Annotated in this window: 19 protein-coding genes; 14 read left to right on the top strand and 5 right to left on the bottom strand. The window is 32.8% G+C overall.

Annotated features, from left to right (window positions below; all coding sequences use genetic code 11):
• Positions 1-16: 16 nt before the first annotated feature.
• On the top strand, positions 17-1,192 hold the full coding sequence (locus ACXJY6_RS16140; RefSeq protein WP_458768961.1) for a glycosyltransferase: 1,176 nt from the start codon (positions 17-19) through the stop codon (positions 1,190-1,192).
• 15 nt (positions 1,193-1,207) lie between these two features.
• Positions 1,208-2,473 carry a lipid IV(A) 3-deoxy-D-manno-octulosonic acid transferase gene (gene waaA, locus ACXJY6_RS16135; protein WP_458769021.1) on the top strand — a complete coding sequence of 422 codons (1,266 nt, stop codon included), beginning with the start codon at positions 1,208-1,210 and terminating at the stop codon, positions 2,471-2,473.
• On the opposite strand, the gene ACXJY6_RS16130 is transcribed toward waaA, so the two are convergent.
• The 5 genes from ACXJY6_RS16130 to rfaD all read right to left on the bottom strand — a co-directional run bounded on the left by ACXJY6_RS16130 (position 2,456) and on the right by rfaD (position 7,869).
• Positions 2,456-3,535: an O-antigen ligase family protein gene (locus ACXJY6_RS16130; RefSeq protein WP_458768960.1), complete on the bottom strand. Its 1,080-nt coding sequence runs from the start codon at positions 3,533-3,535 to the stop codon at positions 2,456-2,458. The two genes, waaA and ACXJY6_RS16130, sit on opposite strands and share 18 nt — an antisense overlap.
• Before the next feature lie 55 nt (positions 3,536-3,590).
• Positions 3,591-4,550 (bottom strand): stealth family protein, encoded by a 960-nt coding sequence (locus ACXJY6_RS16125; protein WP_458768959.1) that lies wholly within the window; start codon positions 4,548-4,550, stop codon positions 3,591-3,593.
• A gap of 2 nt (positions 4,551-4,552) precedes the next feature.
• Entirely contained in the window at positions 4,553-5,596 is a 1,044-nt protein-coding gene (gene waaF, locus ACXJY6_RS16120) for a lipopolysaccharide heptosyltransferase II (protein ID WP_458768958.1), read from the bottom strand.
• An 81-nt stretch (positions 5,597-5,677) separates the two neighbouring features.
• Positions 5,678-6,844: a nucleotide sugar dehydrogenase gene (locus ACXJY6_RS16115; protein ID WP_458768957.1), complete on the bottom strand. Its 1,167-nt coding sequence runs from the start codon at positions 6,842-6,844 to the stop codon at positions 5,678-5,680.
• An 83-nt stretch (positions 6,845-6,927) separates the two neighbouring features.
• On the bottom strand, positions 6,928-7,869 hold the full coding sequence (gene rfaD / locus ACXJY6_RS16110) for an ADP-glyceromanno-heptose 6-epimerase (RefSeq protein ID WP_458768956.1): 942 nt from the start codon (positions 7,867-7,869) through the stop codon (positions 6,928-6,930).
• 400 nt (positions 7,870-8,269) lie between these two features.
• On the opposite strand from rfaD, the gene ACXJY6_RS16105 reads away from it, so the two are divergent.
• From ACXJY6_RS16105 to ACXJY6_RS16050, 12 genes are all read left to right on the top strand, one after another.
• Positions 8,270-9,598: a flippase gene (locus ACXJY6_RS16105; protein ID WP_458768955.1), complete on the top strand. Its 1,329-nt coding sequence runs from the start codon at positions 8,270-8,272 to the stop codon at positions 9,596-9,598.
• Complete coding sequence (locus ACXJY6_RS16100; RefSeq protein ID WP_458768954.1) at positions 9,595-10,461, top strand: alpha-1,2-fucosyltransferase; 867 nt, start codon at positions 9,595-9,597, stop codon at positions 10,459-10,461. The genes ACXJY6_RS16105 and ACXJY6_RS16100 overlap by 4 nt, the downstream gene beginning before the upstream one ends.
• 47 nt (positions 10,462-10,508) lie before the next feature.
• Positions 10,509-11,150: a class I SAM-dependent methyltransferase gene (locus ACXJY6_RS16095; protein WP_458768953.1), complete on the top strand. Its 642-nt coding sequence runs from the start codon at positions 10,509-10,511 to the stop codon at positions 11,148-11,150.
• Positions 11,151-11,194: 44 nt separating this feature from the next.
• Complete coding sequence (locus ACXJY6_RS16090; protein ID WP_458768952.1) at positions 11,195-12,331, top strand: glycosyltransferase family 4 protein; 1,137 nt, start codon at positions 11,195-11,197, stop codon at positions 12,329-12,331.
• A gap of 11 nt (positions 12,332-12,342) precedes the next feature.
• A complete protein-coding gene (locus tag ACXJY6_RS16085; RefSeq protein ID WP_458768951.1) occupies positions 12,343-13,221 on the top strand; it encodes an FkbM family methyltransferase in 879 nt (292 codons plus the stop codon).
• A complete protein-coding gene (locus tag ACXJY6_RS16080) occupies positions 13,221-14,288 on the top strand; it encodes a glycosyltransferase family protein (RefSeq protein ID WP_458768950.1) in 1,068 nt (355 codons plus the stop codon). The genes ACXJY6_RS16085 and ACXJY6_RS16080 overlap by 1 nt, the downstream gene beginning before the upstream one ends.
• Complete coding sequence (locus tag ACXJY6_RS16075) at positions 14,285-15,514, top strand: glycosyltransferase family 4 protein (protein WP_458768949.1); 1,230 nt, start codon at positions 14,285-14,287, stop codon at positions 15,512-15,514. The genes ACXJY6_RS16080 and ACXJY6_RS16075 overlap by 4 nt, the downstream gene beginning before the upstream one ends.
• A 716-nt stretch (positions 15,515-16,230) precedes the next feature.
• On the top strand, positions 16,231-17,007 hold the full coding sequence (locus tag ACXJY6_RS16070; RefSeq protein WP_458768948.1) for a glycosyltransferase: 777 nt from the start codon (positions 16,231-16,233) through the stop codon (positions 17,005-17,007).
• Complete coding sequence (locus ACXJY6_RS16065) at positions 16,976-18,187, top strand: O-antigen ligase family protein (protein ID WP_458768947.1); 1,212 nt, start codon at positions 16,976-16,978, stop codon at positions 18,185-18,187. The genes ACXJY6_RS16070 and ACXJY6_RS16065 overlap by 32 nt, the downstream gene beginning before the upstream one ends.
• A gap of 39 nt (positions 18,188-18,226) precedes the next feature.
• Positions 18,227-18,964 carry a glycosyltransferase gene (locus tag ACXJY6_RS16060; RefSeq protein ID WP_458768946.1) on the top strand — a complete coding sequence of 246 codons (738 nt, stop codon included), beginning with the start codon at positions 18,227-18,229 and terminating at the stop codon, positions 18,962-18,964.
• A complete protein-coding gene (locus ACXJY6_RS16055; RefSeq protein ID WP_458768945.1) occupies positions 18,958-19,701 on the top strand; it encodes a glycosyltransferase family 2 protein in 744 nt (247 codons plus the stop codon). Before ACXJY6_RS16060 ends, ACXJY6_RS16055 begins: the two co-directional genes overlap by 7 nt.
• A 140-nt stretch (positions 19,702-19,841) precedes the next feature.
• Positions 19,842-20,756 carry an NAD-dependent epimerase/dehydratase family protein gene (locus ACXJY6_RS16050; RefSeq protein WP_458768944.1) on the top strand — a complete coding sequence of 305 codons (915 nt, stop codon included), beginning with the start codon at positions 19,842-19,844 and terminating at the stop codon, positions 20,754-20,756.
• The last annotated feature ends 16 nt before the right edge of the window (positions 20,757-20,772 follow it).

Raw genomic sequence — 20,772 nt, 5'->3', positions numbered from 1 at the left:
TAATAGGGAACATTGAATGCGAGTTGCAGTTGTCGTCAATTGCCTAAAAATGGGTGGCATGGAGCGTGTTGCGGTTAATTTAGCTGATGCGTTTGCCAAAGATAACCATGATTCCCATCTTATTTATCTTAAAGATCGAAAAATAGAATTGCGTCCTCGCAATCAGAACGTCATTGTTCAATTATTTAACTTAAAAAAGTGGGTATTAGGCTCAGGCATTGGAGCTATCTGGTTTTTAATATGTAAACTGATTAACGCTAAATATCGCAAAACATTTCCTCATTATTTTGCTTATGCCGAAGCAAAAGCATTTGCCTATCTATTAAAACAATCTGAGAAACAGTACGGAAAGTTTGACCTAATTATCTTCCGAGGTCAGGGCACATTCGATCATATTTGGCCAATTCAAGATGATCGTTTTGTTTTTGTTTGTGAAAACGTTCAGCACAAAACCATGTATCAACACAAATCGACTCAGATTTTCGCAGATCTGTTTAATGAACGTCATATGGTGTGTGTTTCTGATGGCGCCAAAGAGAGTTTGGATGATCTGTTAGTTACGCATAATATAGCCGCAAAGAGCGTGACAAAAATCAGTAACCCAAATGACTTTGAATTAATTCGTCAGGAATCTGATATCCCTATTCCCACTGACGTTGCTCCAGAACGACCTTATATACTTGGGCTTGGGCGTTTAACTGAAGTGAAAAACTTCCCTCTTCTTATTGAGGCTTATGCATTATTAAAACAAGAGCAAAACTTACCACACCAATTGATTATTGTTGGGGCAGGGAAAGATAAAGAGACGATAGAACGCACGATAGAACGACTAGGTCTTCAAGACGATGTGATACTAAAGGGACAACAGAGTAACCCTTATCCTTGGTTTAAACAGGCTGACTTATTTGTGTTGAGTTCACGCTGGGAAGGATTGGGTATGGTGCTAATTGAAGCTTTAGTATGTGGCACACCTGTAGTCGCAACGGACTGCAAAGGTGGAGTAAGGGATATCATGCAAGGGGGCTTGGAGCCGTATTTAACCGATGAAACGCCAAGATCTCTTGCCGATAAAATAGCAACAACATTGGAGAATCCTGAAGTGTTGAACTTCCAGAAAGACGTGGCTCCAGTATTACAAAACTTTGAGCAAGGTTATATCGTGCAACAGTACCTCTCTACATTTGCGAACTAAGAGTAGGCTTTAATGATAGTCGTCCGTTTTATTTACACTTTACTTCTTATTTTAATTTCCCCTGTGTTTCTATGGAGTTTATATAAAACGAAGCCAGGAAAACCAAGCATAGGTCAACGCTGGCCTGAGCACTTTGGATTCACACCTTCTGTTGATTCAGATAGTCCCATATGGATTCATGCTGTTTCTGTCGGAGAGGTGTTGGCAATAAACCCGTTTATTCGAGAACTAAAAAAGCAGCATCCCGAATTGGCGATTGTGTTAACTACCACCACATCAACGGGGGCTGAGCAAGCTCTTAAACTTGAGGGCATGGTCGAGCACCGTTATATGCCACTTGATTTCGCTTGGTGCGTGTCTCGTTTTATTAAGACAGTCCAACCTTCTCAGTTGATTATTATGGAAACGGAACTTTGGCCCAATACGTTAGCAATGACAACTAAACATAAAGTTCCAGTATCGGTTGTCAATGCTCGCTTATCTCAACGTTCATATTCGCGTTACGCAAAATTTGGTTCGTTGTTTAGTTCGCTCTTAGGGCGGTGTATTTCTCATATTTATTGTCAAACTCAAGCTGATGCTGACCGGTTTAACTTGCTCGGTATACCTCGTGATGCACTAACGGTTACAGGATCGATGAAATTTGATATCACAGTTCCCGATTCTGCTCATGTGGAAGGAAAAAAGTTACGTAAATTGCTTGGTGAAGATAGGCCTGTTTGGATCGCGGCTAGCACGCACAAAGGCGAAGATGAACAGCTGCTTGAAATTCATCGTCATGTCGTGAAACAGTGCCCAGAAGCGCTCCTTATCATTGTTCCTCGTCATCCGGAGCGTTTTGATAGTGTTGCAAAGCTTATTGTTGATGCAGGATGGCGGTTGGCTCGTCGTACGCAGTCAAAACAAGACTTGGCCGATACGGAGGTTTACCTAGCTGATACCATGGGGGAAATGTTTACTTTACTGTGTGCGAGTGATGTTTGTTTTATGGGGGGAAGTTTACTCGGAGATAAAGTTGGTGGGCATAACTTACTTGAACCTGCTGCAGTTGGTATACCGTCGATCATTGGGCCGAGTTATTATAATTTTAAAGAGATAACAGAGCTATTAGTCGAAGTTAATGGTTGTAAAGTTGGGCTCTCTCCTGGCGATATAAAAAATTATGTTTTGAATATGTTTACTCGAGATTTTGAGCGTATAGAGAGCGCAGAGCAAGCCCGCACCGCATTACAAAAAAATTATGGTGCTATAAATAATACGATTTTATTCATTTTTAGTTGAGTAACTATTTAAAGTAGTTGCTAAGCATAAACAGATTATGACTAGAAGTAATGGACCACCAAGTAGCGCAGTATCAAAAATAGAAATTAAGAACATATAAGTACTAAGAGATATTCCAAATTTACGGTTAGTACCTTTATAACAATATAATAATGGAATTAGTGTAACAAATATTGTAACAGGAAGACTAAAAATACCAAGTTTAGCAAGGCTATCAATATAAATATTGTGTAAGGTTGCATATTTTTTTATATTTTGGCTTAATTCCCTTTCTTCCACTAAAATGTTTTTATTTATAAAGAAGTCACTGCCATAACCAGTTAAAGGCTTTTCTTTAAACATATCCCAGCCCAATAAAGCCATGCTATATCTTTGACCTAAAGAGGAAGAGTAGTCATTAGTTGATAGATTTCTTAGCTCATAAGTTGTTACATTATAAATCCTACTTACAGGTTCAGATAAAATAGAATAACTAGCGGAAAATATAAACAGAGTTAAAAAAATGGTCCTTTTTTTAAAATTTAAAATCTTTAAAGAATATAATATAGGGATTGATGTAAAGCACGAAAAAATGACTGTTCGAGATTCCAATGAAAATATTAGAAAAGTAATTATAATCGTTATGAATAATATTTTATATGAAAACTGATGATATAAATTATAAGATAGATATATAATAATACTACCCAATAAAGCAGAGTATATATTTGGGTTTTTGGGTATGTCATTATAAAAATCAAAAAATAATAATAAATATAATAAATATATAACTTGTATTAAAATACCTAACATTAATGATCTTATTATATTTTCGTTGCTAATATTTGTGTTTTTATAGGCTGAATATAAAAATATAAAGCAAACAAGGCTTCTATTTAAGCTTGAAAATATACCACCATGTAGTTTATCAATAAATATTAATGTAATGGTAAAAAATGTTAGATAAATAATTATTTTCGATGATAATATACTTTTGTAGCTTTCTTTATTACTAAATGAAAATATAAACGATAAAAAAGATAATCCTGATAATGTTTTTAATCCATTAGATGCGAACCACATTCCACTAAATATCCATATTATAGATAGAAGTAAGAAAGCCTTAGATATGATTAGCCTATTCATATTCAAAATCCATAGGTTGTGATAACTTTCCAGAGTTAAATAGTGAAAATTTGTTTAAAGGTTGAGATAGTTCATTTATACAAAATATTAGAGGAGACAATTTACTAAAATTATCTGAAAAATATTTCAAGTTATTCTCTTTTACATAATAAAAACCAGATTTAATAAAAATTGACGAAGGCTTCTTTATTGATTTTTGATAAGTGGGGTATGCAAGCTTATTGGCTAATTCATGAAAACTATAGCAATAAATAAGTGAAAATGGAGATAATCTAAATTTTTGACTATATAAAGTATCTAATTCAGGTGCATAAATATGACTGATTTCATTTAATCTAGACTTGATCATTGGCTTGACACCATGTCTAAACCCATAGTTTATTCTTTTGCCTATTTTCTTATTCACTATATCTCGGCTATTTTTAATTGCCATAACATTATATGTTAACTTTGATAATGAAGTATTTTTCTTTTTAAAAGAAGGAAATAATGAAGATGTGAAAATTCTTGGTTTATCGCCCTTAAAAAAATCGCTGGGAGAGCACGACCTTCCTATCAGCATATCATCATTAAAGTAAATGAACTTTTCATTTAAATTCTTTATATTATGAATATGAGCTTCAATTACACTGGAATTATAAGTAGGTAATATATTTTTTGGCATTATATCTAAATGGTCGATAATACATATTCTATCAAAAGATTTTAACCAGGTTGGTACTTGTTTATCTGTTATTATATATATTTTATTAAACCAATTGGCATATAAATAGAGCGAACGGATTGAATATAGTAGCTCATTATTATCGGTATATCGATGTGAACCAATTTCATCCTTTTTATAGGCGTTTTTTTTAATACTATCTTTTAAGTGGATCGACTTTTCTTTTTCCCACTCTGGATCCTGGCCATTGACCCATGTATAGACAATATCTATTTTTTCCTCTGACATGCTTACATTTCACTCTCTGAAAGTTGTATATGCTTTAATATTCTGTCGGGCAATAACTCTTTCAAGCATTTCAAATGCCCTAGCGGACATTCACGCTTGAAACACGGTCGACATTCTATATCGGTATGGACAGTGCTTGCGTGCTCTGAAAGTGGTGGAGTGTATTGAGGTGATGTTGAACCATATACGACAATAACACGGCAGCCTACAGCGGCGGCTACATGCATTAAGCCTGAGTCATTACTGATCACCGTTTCACAGGCGGCCAATAGATCGACGGCTTCAATTAACGAGGTTTTCCCAGCTAATACGATAGCCTGAGTTTGATTCTCTGAAGTTAGTTGAGAAACGATATTTTCACATGCAGCAACGTCTTTCTGTGATCCATATAGCCAGACCTGATAGCCACGATTTATCATCTCTTGGGCTACCGCTGCATAATGTTCTTCAGGCCATTTTTTAGCTGGACCAAACTCAGCGCCTGGGCATAAGCCAAGCACGGGTCGATTTGTATGCAATCCAAATTTTGTTAACGTAGCTTGTTGAATATCATAATCGATTGATAATTTTGGTTTTGGGAGTAATGCGAGGCCGCCTAGGGAGGTTGAATCAATCATATCGGCTTTTGGAAGCGCTAATGCTACATAACGTTCGACCATATATTGGAATGACTTTTTATTGTTACGGATGTCATTCAAAAGCCCATAGCGCATTTCACCCTTCCAACCTATACGAGTTGGAATATTGGCAAACCAAGGAATCAGTGCTGATTTGGCAGAATTAGGGAGGACATAAGCATGCGTATAGTTATGTTCACTTAAGGACTTACCGATTTCACGCCGCTTAAGTAAATTTAACTCACCATGACCAATTGGCATGGTGAGAGCTTGATTTATTTCAGGCATTCTTTCTAATATTGGCTTACACCATTGCGGGGCTAATACATCAATGGTGCTATTAGGGTATTGTTGCTTTAAGGTAATATAGAGTGATTGAGACATCACCATATCACCCACCCACGAGGGACCAATTATTAGGATTTTCATTTACAACCTTTGTACTCGATATTGTGGTCTTAAATCTTCCCACTGATTCATTTAGCTCAGTGGGAAGTGAAGGGCATAAACTTAATCAGAGCCAAATAAGTCACGAGTGTAGACTTTATCAGCAACATCTGCCAATTCTTCGACCATTCGGTTTGACACGATAACATCTGAGCATTGTTTAAACTCTTCAAAATCCTTAATCACTTTTGAGTGAAAGAATTCATCTTCTTTCATTACTGGTTCATAAACAACGACTTCAATACCTTTTGCTTTAAGGCGTTTCATTATTCCTTGAATAGAAGAAGCTCGGAAGTTGTCAGAACCAGCTTTCATAATTAGGCGGTAGATACCAACAATACTCGGCTTACGCGAAATAATACTGTCTGCAATGAAATCTTTACGAGTTCGGTTTGCATCAACAATAGAGCCGATAATGTTGTTTGGCACATTGTTGTAGTTAGCAAGTAACTGCTTAGTATCTTTCGGTAAACAGTAACCACCATAGCCGAATGAAGGGTTATTGTAATGGTTACCAATACGAGGATCTAAACATACCCCGCCAATAATCTGACGAGCGTCTAAACCATGAGCCTCAGCATAAGAGTCAAGTTCATTAAAGTAAGCAACGCGCATCGCCAAGTAGGTGTTTGAAAATAACTTAACGGCTTCTGCTTCAGTTGAATTCGTGAACAGAACATCAATATCTTCTTTAATCGCCCCTTCAACTAGTAAGCCTGCAAATATTTCTGCACGCTTACTTTGTTCTCCAACAATAATACGAGAAGGATGAAGGTTATCGTAAAGTGCACGACCTTCGCGTAAAAACTCTGGTGAGAATAGAATGTTATCGCTGCCCAGTTCTTGACGAATTCGTTCTGTGTAACCAACAGGGACGGTAGATTTGATGATCATCGTTGCACTTGGATTGATTTCAATCACATCCTTGATCACCGCTTCAACGGAAGAGGTATTGAAATAGTTGGTTTGCGGATCATAATCAGTCGGTGTCGCGATGATGACGTACTGTGCATCTTTGTACGCTAATTCTTTGTCAAGTGTCGCGGTAAAGTCGAGCTCCTTCGTACTTAGAAACTCCTCTATTTCCTTGTCAACGATTGGTGACTTACGTTGGTTCAGTAAAGCCACTTTTTCTTCGATAACATCTAGAGCGAAGACGGTGTGATTTTGTGCAAGTAATACTGAGTTGGATAATCCAACGTATCCAGTACCGGCGACAGCTATTTTCATAACAACCTCTAAAAAACTATAAAATCGAATGCGTAAAGTTAAGCATAGTATAAGAATTAAAAAACTAAGAATGTAGTTAAATATTAAGAGTTAATACATTGTAAGTATTCTGAGACCCCCTCAGAGACAGACTTAAATTTAATGTCACATCCAGATGCGCGTAGTTTAGTTAAGTCGGCTTGAGTAAATTCTTGATACGCACCTTTTAAGTGCTCGGGAAACGGAATTGTCTCAATTTGACCATGTCCATGATGCTTAATGACGGCCTTCGCAACTTCATTAAATGATTCTGCGTTGCCTGTGCCCAAGTTAAATATGCCTGAAACCTGATTTTGCATAAACCATAGATTTACCGCGGCAACATCACCGACGTAAACAAAGTCCCGTATAAAGTGCTCACTGCCAGCAAACAGTTTTGGGTTTTCGCCTGCATTCATTTGATTATTTAAATGGAATGCAACGGATGCCATAGAGCCCTTGTGGTTCTCTCGCGGTCCATAAACATTAAAGTAACGAAACCCTGTTATTTGCGATAATGTTTCTCCATGCTGTTCGGAATCAAGCCATAAGCGGCGAACATAATTGTCAAATTGCTGTTTGGAATAACCGTAAACATTGAGCGCACCTTCATATTGAGGCTCTTCAATGAAAGTGTCGGTCTCTCCATAGGTCGCTGCCGATGATGCATAAAGAAATGGGATTTCACGGTCAAGGCAGTAATGAAGGAGCTCTTTCGAATACTCATAATTGTTGAGCATCATATATTTGCCATCCCATTCGGTCGTTGCCGAACACGCTCCTTCATGAAAGATAGCGTCAATCGGGCCGAAATCGTCACCCGCCATTATTTGCGTCAAAAAATCGTCACGATCCATATAATCTGCTATGTTTAAATCGACAAGATTTTTGAATTTGTGGCCATTTTTAAGATTATCGACAACCAATATGTCATTGATACCTTTGTCATTAAGTGCTTTAACGATGTTGCTGCCAATCATGCCAGCGCCGCCAGTTACTATGATCATAGGTTTTCTCGCAATTGTTTGAAATTTATGAATATCATTATAGACTCATCTGCTTGAGGATGAAATCATAAATAGTCGGCACGAAACTTGTAGGTGTCATAACGCTATAGGGTTAGGTGTTGATATTTTGACACCGAAGCTAGTTGATATGGATGTTTTACTAGTTATTTGCATTGTAGGGGCATTACCTGAGGGCGGTAGCATTCTGGGACATAGGATATTGATAACTTGTCGAAAGAGCTGAAGTTAGGAATATGTACTTGGTTAGGAATGATTTCAAGCTTATTTTTATTTCATGAAAAATATGGTCTACTTAATCACTTTAAGTGATTAATACTCTATTTATAATATAGCTTAAACTTAAACTTAAACTTAAACTTAAATAAGTAATGTACTGTTAATGACGATCCTCGAACAATTAAAAGATTTAAAAGAACACAAAGGTTTCGAGAAGTATTTTAAGAATACTTCTTGGCTCTTTGTCGAAAAAACATTACGAATAGTAGTTGGACTTTTTATAGGTATTTGGGTGGCTAGATATTTAGGCCCTGAAAAGTTTGGACTGTTCAGTTACGCTCAGAGTTTTGTTGGATTATTTTCTGCTATAGCTACGTTGGGTTTAGATAGTATAGTTATTCGTGAGTTAGTTAAGGATGAAAATCAGAGAGATAAGTTATTAGGAACAGCTTTTGTATTAAAGTTGATAGGTGCAGCAGTTGTGCTTTCATTATTAGCTTTTTCATATTTTCTTCAAGTTAATAACTCTGAGGTTAGCTTTTTAATTTTTATTATTGCATCCTCTACTATTTTTCAGAGCTTTAATGTTATTGATTTTTACTTTCGCAGTATAGTCATGAGTCGTTTTGTCGTATTCAGCAATGTTTTTTCATTATTAGTATCATCTATAATTAAAGTAATATTATTATGTAATGAAGCTCCACTCGTTGCTTTTTCTTGTGTGATTGCTTTTGATTCAATTGTATTGGCTAGTGGATATACTTATTTTTATTTCAAGAGAAATATGACAATTTCGAATTGGACATTTGATAAGAAATTAGCGAAATCATTGCTTTTTGATAGTTGGCCTTTAATTGTTTCTGGCTTGGCTGTGATGTTGCAAGCACGTATTGATCAAGTAATGTTAAAGCAGATGATTGGTGATGAAGAAGTCGGGCAATATAGTGTGGCATTGCGGTTGGTTGAGATGTTTGATTTTTTTTCGGTCATGTTTACCCGGTCTATAATGCCAGCAATAGTGAATGCGAAACAGAAGAGCGAAAAACTATATCAGCATCGTCTTTATGCAATATACAAAGTAATGATGATTAGCTTCTTACTAATTTTTACTTTCAATATTACATTTGGAGAAAATATTATACTGATATTATATGGAAATAGTTATTCAATTGCAGCAACACTATTTCCTATTTTTTCTATAAGGACTTTATTTACCAACTATGCAATGGCTAGAGGATTATTTATTACAAATAATAACTTATTTAAATATACTTTAATCTTTGTTTTGTTGGGAGCGTTTATTAATATTTTACTAAATTACGTTTTGATTCCTGAATATAAGTCTTTCGGAGCATTAATAGCAACAGTTATTACTTACACTCTTACGGTTTTTATTATAAATCTCCTTTTTAAGGAAACAAGATTAAATGGAATTTTAATGTTAAAATCATTATTCACCTTCTTTACTATTAAGATAAAGGATATAAAATGATATTTTTTATAGGAAAAGGAGGTCTAGGAAATCAAATATTTCAATATGTATTTTTGAAAAAAATTCAAAAAAAAAATGAAAAGCTATTTGTTTTCGGCTTCGAAGAACTTACAACTGTTTTTGACGTTGGCGATATTGTTAACTTTAATAAAAATAATCGATGGGTAAGGTTTGTAGTCAATAAATTAGTAGTTAACATTCTTTACTTTTTGAGTGAAATGAAAATTATTTCTTCTATTAAAATTAATAAAGACAGTGTATCAGGCTGTTACTTAAGAGAAGTTAACGACTATAGCGAAACCGTAGGATTTATTAACCAAATTACTTATATCTATCCTGGTTATTTTCAAGGTGAGTCTTTTTTTTATAAAAAAGATGCTAAAAATTTAAAAATAAGAAATAATTATATAAGAGAAAGTAAAGAATTTTTAAATAAAGTACCTGAAGAAAGTCATAAGGTATTTGTTCATATAAGGCAAGGTGATTACAAAACCTATCGTGTACTTGGAAAAAGTGCACTTCTTCCTTTCAGTTACTTTAAGAGCCGAATTCAATGGTTTCAAAAAAATAAACCAAATGTATTTTTTATTTTTTTGAGTGATGAACCAGGTTTTATAGAAAAAGAATTTTCTTTCATAGAAAATAAATTGATATCTGAAAATGCTTATATGGGAACAGATCTCGCTTTGATGACTTTGTGTGATAGTGCGATTTTGTGCCCAAGTACCTTTGGCTGGTGGGGGGCATATTTAATGGAACAACAAAACACGATTTTTGTACCTAAATATTGGCTAGGATTTAACTCAAAAATCGAATACCCCTTTGGAATTATTCCTAAGGGGGCTTATGAAGTTGAAATGTAGATAGATTTTCCAACGTCGTAAATATAATTAGAAAAATAGAGGTTAAAATGTTCATTAAGATTCTAAAATTATGCACTCAACCAAAGCTTTTAAAAAAATTAAATTCAATGGCATATGGTGGCTATCTAGAAGACATAGGCTGGATTAATTCGTTCAATAAATCAATTCCTGTTAATAAAAAGGGAGATGCTTTGCCTTGGGTTACTTATCCGTTTATCGATTTTATTTCTGAGCGTTTGACTAAATCGATGGATGTTTTTGAATATGGCTCTGGTAACTCTACATTATGGTATGCAAAAAAAGTTAACTCAGTTAGTTCGATAGAGCATGACAAAAAATGGTTTGATATAGTAAGAAATAATATGCCTGAAAATGTTACATTAAACTATGAGAGTTTGATTTATGGCGGGCTTTATGCTGAATATTCAAAAATTACTGATAGAAAATTTGATATTATCATAGTAGATGGTAGGGATCGAGTTAACTCGTTAAAATGTGCAACAGATTCAATTTTGAAAACAGGAGTTATTATTCTAGATGACTCAGAGAGAGAAAGATATAAAGACGGAATTGATTATTTGTTGAACTCTGGGTTTAATAGAATTGATTTTTGGGGGATTAGCCCTGGCTATTTCTATAAGAAAAATACTACTATTTTTTACAAGTCTGGAAATTGCTTGGGGATTTGAATTCGCTAAATGTCAGTTAATTCCCACAAGGAAACCATGAGAAAATGAAAGTTTTACATTATATTTCCGATTTTTCTTTACCTTCAGAAACTTTTATTTATGATATGATAAATAATTTAGATAACAATCAAACAGATAATTATATATTAACTCATAGAAGACATTTGGAAGATATCAGGCCATTTGAAAAAACTAAAGTTATTATTGAAAATACTAACTTTATAAACAGAGTAATTAATAAAATATATAGTCAATGGTTTATTGTTAATGAAAAAGAAGTTCTTGATTTTATATTAGAGTTGAAACCTGATGTTATTCATGCACATTTTGGTCCAAATGGTGCCAAAATTTATAATTTTGTAAAAAAACATAAAATTGATATTAAGTTAGTTATTTCTTTTCACGGTACAGATATTACAATGTATCCAATTAAATTTAAAAATTATAAAAAAATCGTTAAGGAAATAAATAACCGAGGTATTATATGTACCTTTCCATCTCAATTTTTAAGGCGAGAGTTTCAAGAACGAATTGGCGTGAGTGATTGTAATAATCAAATAGTGGTACCAAATAGTTTTAATCGCAGCTTTGAAGAGCCATTAATTGATAGAAACTTTTTAATCAATAATAAAAAATTAATTAATTTGGTTTCAGTAGGACGCTTGATTTCTTGTAAAGGTTTTGAAAGCTTAATAAAAGCTTTTATTATTTTAGAATTTGAAGTATCCAATATTCATTTGACAATTGTAGGAGATGGCCCTCAGCAAGATACTTTGTTAAACTTGATAAATGAACACGGATTACAAAGAAAAATTACTTTGACAGGAATGCTCACCCATAATGAGGTGAAAAGCATACTACATAATAGTGATATATACATTCAACCTTCAATTGTTGATAGAAAAACAAATCAAACAGAATCTTTTGGAATAGCAACATTAGAAGCAATCGTTGTGGGCCTACCAGTTATTGTCACTGATGTCGGGGGACTTCCAGAGACTGTTCTTGGAGGCGATCCTAAGTTTGCTAAAATCGTGAAACCAAATTCACCCGAAATAATGGCTTCAACTATTAAAGAAATGCTAAATTTGAAATGTGATAATAGTGCTTACAGGGAAAAAGTAATGTTTAGGTATTCAAGAGATCAACAAGTAACAAATTTCTTAAATATTTATAACTAAGGTTAATATTAATGTTAAGACGAATAGAAATTAAGCTATACCAAAAATTAGCTTCAATAGCTAGAAAGCAGTTATTTTTCCAAAAAATATTCATGTTGTTAGTTCCAACTAGCAGAGTAAAAAACTTGAATATAGAGGAAGATATCCGCCTAAAATCGGGGGAAATATTTAAAATCTATACAAGGCACTGGATAGGATTTAGGTGTTTTGTTTCTGGAGCATATGACATTGAAGAAAATGAAGAATTTCATATGATGTCACTCTTGAGAAAATTAGGAGTATCTACTTTTATGGATGTAGGTTCAAATCATGGTTATTATAGTCTAAAAATAGCATCATTGTTATCAGAAAATGGTTTAATATATGCTTTCGAACCATTTTCAAAAAATATAAAAATTCTCAAAGAAAATATTAGAAATAATTTATTTTCTGAAAAAATAATTGTTATAAGAAAAATAATAAGTGATACCTGTACGAAGCAAAAAATATATTATGCAGGAGAACAAAATCCAGGAGCTTCTAGTTGTGTCGTATTTGACTCAAGTAAAGAATTTGAAAGTGTTGATTCTACTACATTAGATCTATTTATTACCGAAGTTGGGTGTACAGTTGATTTCCTCAAAATAGATGTAGAAGGTTTTGAGTTAAATGTACTGAAAGGTATGCCTTCGACTTTAAAAAATCAAAAGCCTATTTTATTTATCGAGCATAATAGTTCTACTTTGAAATCTAATGGGGATAGTATCACAGACATAGTTGACTATATGAAATCTTTCGAATATGAAGCATTTGACATTAGTAGTGGTACTATAATGCCATATTTAGGTGGTGATCGAAACCTTGTCCTCTATTGTCATGTAAGCCATTCACATAAAATTCTGGTTGAATAATGAAAATCTTCTATATACAGCAAGCTTCAATAATTGATTGGTATTTAGAGAAATTTGAATTTATAAATATTGATCGTCCATACAGCGATTTGATGTCTAAATTGACAGAATATGGTTTCGCAAGTTTGTTTGGAATTGATCAAAATTCGGTATTTATATCAGTTGCAAATTCAAAAATTCTTCAATTAAAATGGGCAAGTGAACAAGGATTAAAATATGATTATAAAAATTGGCAGAAGGAAATTATAGCAGCTCAGTTAGAATACTATCAACCTGATGTTATTTATACTGGCAACTATTTTTTTCTCAATAATAATATGAAAAAATTCTTACCAAGATCAAAATTATATGCTCTTTGGAATGCATCTCCTATAACAAAGAATATAGATTTAAGTCATTTTGATCTAGGTTTGTCGTTCAATTCAACTTATCATAATTATCTACGAAATCTAGGTGTTAAAAATTTAGAGTTTAATTCTTTTTATATTAATCCAAATATTAAAAATAACCTAGAAAAAATGTATTTACCACAAGATATTGATATAGTTTTTGCTGGAAGATATTCACCAATGTTTAAAGATAGAAATAAAATTATACATGATGTTTATAATGAATTTAATAATATCTACAACATTCAATATTATCTACTTGTAGAGAAACGGGTAAGAGGACTTATTCCTATGATTCCTTGTCGGCTTTGGAAAGCATATAATTCACCAGTATTTTTAGAGAATTTGTTTAAGGTATTCAATCGTTCTAAGATAGTATTAAATACACATAGTAATATCACGGGTAAATATAAAGGTAACATGAGAGTTTATGAAGCACTTGGAAGTGGCTCTTTTATGTTAAGTGATGATGGTATTTATCCTAGACATCTTGAAGTGGGAACTGATTTTGTAACATATAAAAATACTAAGGATATGGTCGAAAAGATTGATTACTATCTTAAAAATGATAAAGAACGAGAAGAAATTGCTTTAAATGGATATAACAAAATATCTAGGCATTATACGACTAAAATCGGTTCTCATAATTTAGAGAATATTTTTAGGAAGTACCTGTGAATATATTACATTTGGCGTCTGGAGAACTGACTGGTGGAGCGGCCAGGGGGGCTTACTGGTTGCATAAAGGCTTGCTAAACAAAAATATAAATTCAAAGTTAATGATAACTGGCTGTTCTCCTGATAATGATCATCGTGTAATTGGATTGTCAGATACAAAACTAGGAAATATACAAAGACTTGTTAGATATAAACTTGATTCGCTCATTCTTAAACTATATAAAGACAGAGCTAGTACGATTTTTAGTTGCGGTCTTGTTGGTGTAGATTTCACAAAATCAGAAGAATATAAGCAAGCTGATATAATTCATTTACATTGGGTTAATTTAGGTATGCTTGATGTTAAAGTTTTGAAGAAAATAAATAAACCTATTGTTTGGACATTACGCGATATGTGGCCATTTACCGGTGGCTGTCATTACTCCATCGATTGTGACCGGTATAAAATCGGTTGTGGATTGTGTCCTCAATTGAGTAGTACGAAAGTTAATGATTTAAGTTATTTTATATTTGGAAGAAAGTCAAAGTTTTTCCCTAAGAACATGACGGTTGTTGGTATTTCAAACTGGATAACTTCTGAAGCTAGAAACAGTCTTCTACTTAAAAATAGTAAATGTATTTCTATATTTAACGGAATTGATACCGAATCTTTTTCAGCAATAAATAAATTGATTGCTAGGAATACATTAGATATAAAAACTAATAAAAAAATAGTTTTGGTAGGATCAACTAATATAAAAGATTTTTACAAGGGATTTGCTAAATTTTTGGAGTCACTTAACTACCTAAACAAAGAAAATATAATGTTATTTTTCTTTGGGAAATTTAATGAGAGCCTAATTGAGGAGTATGGATTTGAATACAGAAGTTTTGGTTACTTAGATGATAACTATTCTTTAAATCTACTGTATTCATCTTCAGATGTGTTTGTAGCACCGAGTATACAAGAAGCATTCGGTAAAACATTAGCTGAGGCTCAATGCTCTGGCACTCCAGTCGTTTGTTTTGATGCTACAGGGCCTAAAGATATTGTCGAGCATAAAATTACTGGCTATAAAGCCATTCCGTTTAATAGCAAAGACCTTGCTCATGGTATTAATTGGATTCTTGATAATAAAAATTACGAAGAACTTTGTTGTAATGCTAGAAATAAAGTGATTCGTGAGTTTGATAGTAATATTGTTTCTGAAAAATATATTAAACTTTATCGTAGCATAATAAACTAATGACTATATTCTAAAATATATTTTGAGTTGAAATACTAATATCCTATAAACGTAAGTTTTTTTATTTTTATTTATATCTATAAAAATGCAAGAAATAGTATCTTACGAGCATTGCTTCCTTTCTCATTAAGCTCATGAAAAATCATATTCTATAATGAAATGAGAAAGTATCAATAACCTGGAGTTCTTACTTTCGCACATCCCCCAACCTATTCGTAGTCATGTGAAAGCACCGGAGATATCAAGTTATCATTCTAAAGATAAATTTTATTTTTATTTTACATTCTTAACCGCAAGAAACCCTGAGATTGGTAAGTATCTTTATATAAATATATGATGGAAAATGAATAGCATCATCAACATTACTTTGTAAAAAATTGGAAGCTTTTAACAATATATTGAATGTGGATACAATTCCGGCGTAGTTTTCCAGAAAGATTTATTTGTTCTTCTAGAGGTAAATTGAACGTTGATTTTATTAGCTTTTAAAAAAAATTAGAGTGATTTTTTGAAAAAATTCTCAAAAATTGAAATAATACCTCTCTTCCCAAAAAATAAATGTATCTAATAAAATACTATATAGGAATTTTTATATTGAAAAGACTATAAATTATGTGAGAAACGTATGCTAAATATATAGAATTTTTGAATTTGAGTTTTAAATTATATGTTGATAAATATAGATACTATATGGAAAATTTTATATTGGAGATTATGTGAAAATTGAAGCCTTATTTTCAACCTGTGATGACAAGGTATTAAATGTTTTGTCACTTATCGAAAGTCATGTTTTCGACACAGTGGATGTTCTTATCGTTCATCAAACACAAAATGAAAAATTGATAGAAGATGTTCAAAACCAGGTTATTCATTATCCAAATGTTAGATATTTACATCAAAATTTTTATGGTGTCACCAAAAGTAGAAATCTGGCTATTGAAAAATCCATTGGTGATACTTTACTATTCTTAGATGATGATGTAGATATTCGTGATGATTTTGTTGAAATAGTAAAAAATGCATACTCTAGTAATCCATCTTTAGATGCAATTACTTTCCCTATTTCAATAAAAAATTCTAGAAAATGGACGAAGAGCTTCGAAAATTATTCTTTTATTCATAATAAATTTTCTATTTTGAAAGTCGGTACGATTGAAATCACAGTTAAGAGGAGCGCAATTCTAAAGAGTGGTTCTAGGTTTCCTGAAAACTTGGGAGCAGGGGCCCTTTATCCAGCGTGCGATGAACCTGTGTTTTTATCTAGATTAATAGATGGTAGTATGAAAATTGGATATTCTCCGACGAGCTTTGTTTCTCATGAATTCGATTCTAGCGGCCGTGATATTGATAGCTATAATAAGATCATGTCAAGAAAAATTGCATTTGGCCTAATGTTTGGTCGTTATTTAGGCACTTTTTTGTTTGTAATTTTTTCCATCAAAAATATAGGTAGAATAAAAGATGTCTCTTGGATATATAAATGCTTTAAATAAAAGATATAGTTTTAGACTAGAAATAAGTGTTCTAGTGATTGCATCTTTTTTCATACTGATATTTTTTCCTACATCCTTATTTGGTCCTAGCTTTAACGTAGCTATGTTAATTATTTGCTATATGGTTATCTCTTTTTATCGAATAAAAATTGACAAGGTTAAGCCTTATTTATATTTTGTTGTGTTATTTTTAATATTATCTATTGTTAAGCTTTCTGATTTTTATTTTTATGAAAATATAAGGGTTTCAGATTACATTAGAATTTGTTTTTTATTATCATGTTTGTTTATAGTTCTTTCTTATAATATTATAGATAAAACTAAAATAAACTTTATTGTTATTTTTACTATATTAGAGACTGGAATAGTCATTGGTCAAATTTTTTCCCCCGAACTTGTCGGAATATTCTATAATCAAGATAAGTTAGGTGATAGTTCAGGAAGTTATGATCAATTTCGGTTTGTTGGAAGTTTATATAATCCTAATTTACTTGGGTTTTTCATGATTTTTATCTCCTCATTATTTTTAACAAAAAAAAATCGATTTATAATTTATGTTACAGCTCTCTTCTTTGTTTTTGTTTCTGGATCACGCTCTAGCTTCATCGCAATTTCATTAGCGTTCGTTATTTACGAATTTTCTTGTGGTTATTCTTTGAAAAAATTATTAGTGTATTTAACTTTAGTACCAATTATTTTAGTTGTATTTGGTTTCTTTCTTTATATTTTTGAAGATGAATTTTACTATTTTAATCAAATAGTAAAAGTTGCGTTAGATGTCTTGAGTGGGAAAGGGTTTTCATCTTTTGACCAAGTTTCATCATTAACTGGTCGATTTGAATTATGGAGTAATATTTTTTATGCATGGTGTGAAAGTGGTCCAGTAGCATGGATTACAGGGTTGCCAAGCTTAGAAAGCTATCGCTACGTAGATAATTCATATATATACATATTAACGAAATATGGATTAGTTATGGGTTCAATGATATTTTATTGCTTGTATCTTATTTTTTATAATATTTTTATAAAAATTGATTCAAATAATAAAAGAAGAACATTTTTATTTTTCATTGGCTCAGTTTTAATCTGTTCTATTTTTTCTGATATTTTAATTAATTATTACTTTCTAGGGGCTGTGGTTACATATAATATTTTTACAAATACAGATAGAGCTCTGTGATATTTTATTTTATATGTCAGTTTTAATGGTAATCCGTATATGTGTAAATTAAGTATAATAGTTGTCACTTACAATGCCGAATTTTCGATTTATAATACGATACAATCCATTATTCCATATTTGAATGAAAATATAGAATTAATATGTATGGATGGTAATTCAACCGATAATACTGTAGATATACTAACTAAGTATAAAAAATATATAAAACACTTGGTATCGGAGTCTGATAATGGTGTCTACGATGCTATGAATAAGTCCGCAGAACTCGCGAATGGTGAATATCTTCTCTTCATAAATTCTGGTGATGAGTTGATAAAATTAGATATCACCACATTAGAAGATACCTCTACTTGCTTTTATTGGGATGAGGCCCGTGATGTTATTAAGCGAGATAAAACAACTAAAACATTCTTGTGCAGGAATACACCTTGTCACCAATCCGTTTTTTACAAGCGTCGTGATTTTGTTCCTTTTGACCTTAAGGTTGGGTTAGCTGCTGATTTTGAACAATTAGTCCGTATTTTGAAACTTAGAGCCGAACCTCTAGGCTTAAACTCTTCAGTAGTTAAGTACGCTAATCCTGGTTTATCATCTCAATATTTTAAACCAACGATTCATCAGTTTATAAAACAGATGGCGCTAAGAGTTTCTACAATTCATTCTCAATTTGGTATCTCCTTTACTTTTATGTGTGTAATTTTTTCCTTAAAGACCCTCCTTATTAAGCTATTTACTTCATTTTATAGTAGGTTTAACGGTAAATCAGTATGTTAGTCTCTATTATTACTCCTTGTTTTAACCCTGATAATAATTTAATTCAAACTATTCGCAGTGTTCAGGCTCAAACTTACTGTAATTATGAACACATTATTATCGACGATCATTCTACTAAAGGCTTTTCAAGTGAATTACTACTTATTGTGAAAAGCGATCCTAAAATTAGATTTATTAGAAGAGCTTGGAATGCTGGCGCGGCTGTTACTCGAAATCGAGGTATAGAAGAAGCAAAGGGACGTTTTATCGTTTTCTTGGATTCTGATGACCTTTGGTATCCAGAGAAACTGGAAAAACAAATAGCATTCATGCTAGAAAACGATGTCGCTCTATCTTATACGGCATATGATGTGATTGATCAAAATAATGCTATTTTAGGTCAGCGAATTCCGCCAACAGTATTGTCATATCATGATATTTTAAAGTCTAACCGTATTGGCTGTTTAACTGCTATCTATGACTCCGAAAAGTTAGGTAAGGTATATATGCCTAATATCGCAAAACGACAAGATATGGGGCTTTGGTTAAAAATTCTAAAATCAGGTTTTGTCGCTAAAGGGATAGTTGATGAACCATTGGCTCAATATCGTACTGGAGGTACTTCGATATCATCAAATAAGTTTTCGGTACTAAAGTACCAATGGCAGATATATAGGGATATAGAGAAATTATCCTTCCTTAGATCATCATATTATTTTGCTAGTCATGTTTATAATGGTTTAACTCGAAAGGTTTAGCTAGAGAGGTGATCGTAATTACATTTGACTAGGGGTTGTTAAGTAAATTGGCTCTAACCAATTATGTTCGAAATTCATCACTTTTTTCAAAAGTTAAAACATATTTATTACCAGAACTTTTATTCTAAGGAAGTGATTTGATGTTATTACTAACAGGGGCAACTGGTTTTATTGGATCAGAGGTGAAAAAAGCAAACGAAGGTAAAATTATTTGTTTAGTAAGACGTGGACAAGCTATAGATGCTGAAGAGGTTATTTCCGTCGATGGTATCCACTCAGAAACGGATTGGTCTTGTATCAAAAATAGAGGGATTGAGCAGGTTGTCCATTTAGCTGGGTTAGCACATAACACGACCTTTACCGATGAAGATTACGAGGAAGTGAATTGCAAAGGCACTTTGAAACTGGCTTCCGAAGCTGCTAAGTATAGAGTAAAAAGATTTGTATTTGTTAGTTCTATAGTCGTTCATGGGGTGAATACAAGTGACGCTCCTTTTACTCCTAGATGTGGCAATTTGAACCCTAACAGTCCATACGCTCGTTCTAAATTAAACGCGGAAATAGGATTGCGTGAGATATCTGAGAAAACTGGTATGGAACTCGTCATTGTTAGGCCAACCCTTGTTTATGGTAAAGAAGCTCCAGGAAATTTTGGCCTGTTAACAAAACTAATTGGTAGCGTTCCCATTTTACCTTTTGGAGCAATTAACAATAGAAGAAGCTTTATATCGGTTTATAACTTGGCAGATTTACTTTTAAGGTGTGCTCATCACCCTAATGCGAATGGTAAGGTATTTTTGGCTGCTGAAAATGAAACGATCTCAACTTCAGAGTTAATATCTAGGATATCAGAGGGCTTGGGAGTTCGTACTTTCTTAGTTCCATTGCCATCAAATATAATGAAATTTTGTTTTAAACTCATCGGCAAAACAAACGTGTACGACCAATTATATGGAAACCTTGAGGTTGAAACCGATAATCTTGAAAATCTGTTGGGTTGGGCTCCTCCTTATTCAATCGAAGAATCTATGATGAGGCTTAGACAAAGTAAATAAATATCACCATATACAC

The organism is Vibrio phycocola (assembly GCF_054404255.1).
Note: the sequence above shows the minus strand (reverse complement) of the source record. Positions and strands in the feature narration are given on the sequence as shown.

Bases quoted from the DNA above. Each gene is read 5' to 3' on its own strand.
- rfaD (WP_458768956.1), bottom strand. From the start codon at position 7,869: ATGATCATAGTAACTGGCGGCGCTGGCATGATTGGCAGCAACATCGTT.
- ACXJY6_RS16125 (WP_458768959.1), bottom strand. From the start codon at position 4,550: ATGTCAGAGGAAAAAATAGATATTGTCTATACATGGGTCAATGGCCAG.
- ACXJY6_RS16140 (WP_458768961.1), top strand. From the start codon at position 17: ATGCGAGTTGCAGTTGTCGTCAATTGCCTAAAAATGGGTGGCATGGAG.
- ACXJY6_RS16095 (WP_458768953.1), top strand. From the start codon at position 10,509: ATGTTCATTAAGATTCTAAAATTATGCACTCAACCAAAGCTTTTAAAA.
- ACXJY6_RS16105 (WP_458768955.1), top strand. From the start codon at position 8,270: ATGACGATCCTCGAACAATTAAAAGATTTAAAAGAACACAAAGGTTTC.
- ACXJY6_RS16060 (WP_458768946.1), top strand. From the start codon at position 18,227: ATGTGTAAATTAAGTATAATAGTTGTCACTTACAATGCCGAATTTTCG.
- waaF (WP_458768958.1), bottom strand. From the start codon at position 5,596: ATGAAAATCCTAATAATTGGTCCCTCGTGGGTGGGTGATATGGTGATG.
- ACXJY6_RS16115 (WP_458768957.1), bottom strand. From the start codon at position 6,844: ATGAAAATAGCTGTCGCCGGTACTGGATACGTTGGATTATCCAACTCA.
- ACXJY6_RS16130 (WP_458768960.1), bottom strand. From the start codon at position 3,535: ATGTGGTTCGCATCTAATGGATTAAAAACATTATCAGGATTATCTTTT.
- ACXJY6_RS16050 (WP_458768944.1), top strand. From the start codon at position 19,842: ATGTTATTACTAACAGGGGCAACTGGTTTTATTGGATCAGAGGTGAAA.
- ACXJY6_RS16055 (WP_458768945.1), top strand. From the start codon at position 18,958: ATGTTAGTCTCTATTATTACTCCTTGTTTTAACCCTGATAATAATTTA.
- ACXJY6_RS16090 (WP_458768952.1), top strand. From the start codon at position 11,195: ATGAAAGTTTTACATTATATTTCCGATTTTTCTTTACCTTCAGAAACT.
- ACXJY6_RS16100 (WP_458768954.1), top strand. From the start codon at position 9,595: ATGATATTTTTTATAGGAAAAGGAGGTCTAGGAAATCAAATATTTCAA.
- ACXJY6_RS16065 (WP_458768947.1), top strand. From the start codon at position 16,976: ATGTCTCTTGGATATATAAATGCTTTAAATAAAAGATATAGTTTTAGA.
- ACXJY6_RS16080 (WP_458768950.1), top strand. From the start codon at position 13,221: ATGAAAATCTTCTATATACAGCAAGCTTCAATAATTGATTGGTATTTA.
- ACXJY6_RS16085 (WP_458768951.1), top strand. From the start codon at position 12,343: ATGTTAAGACGAATAGAAATTAAGCTATACCAAAAATTAGCTTCAATA.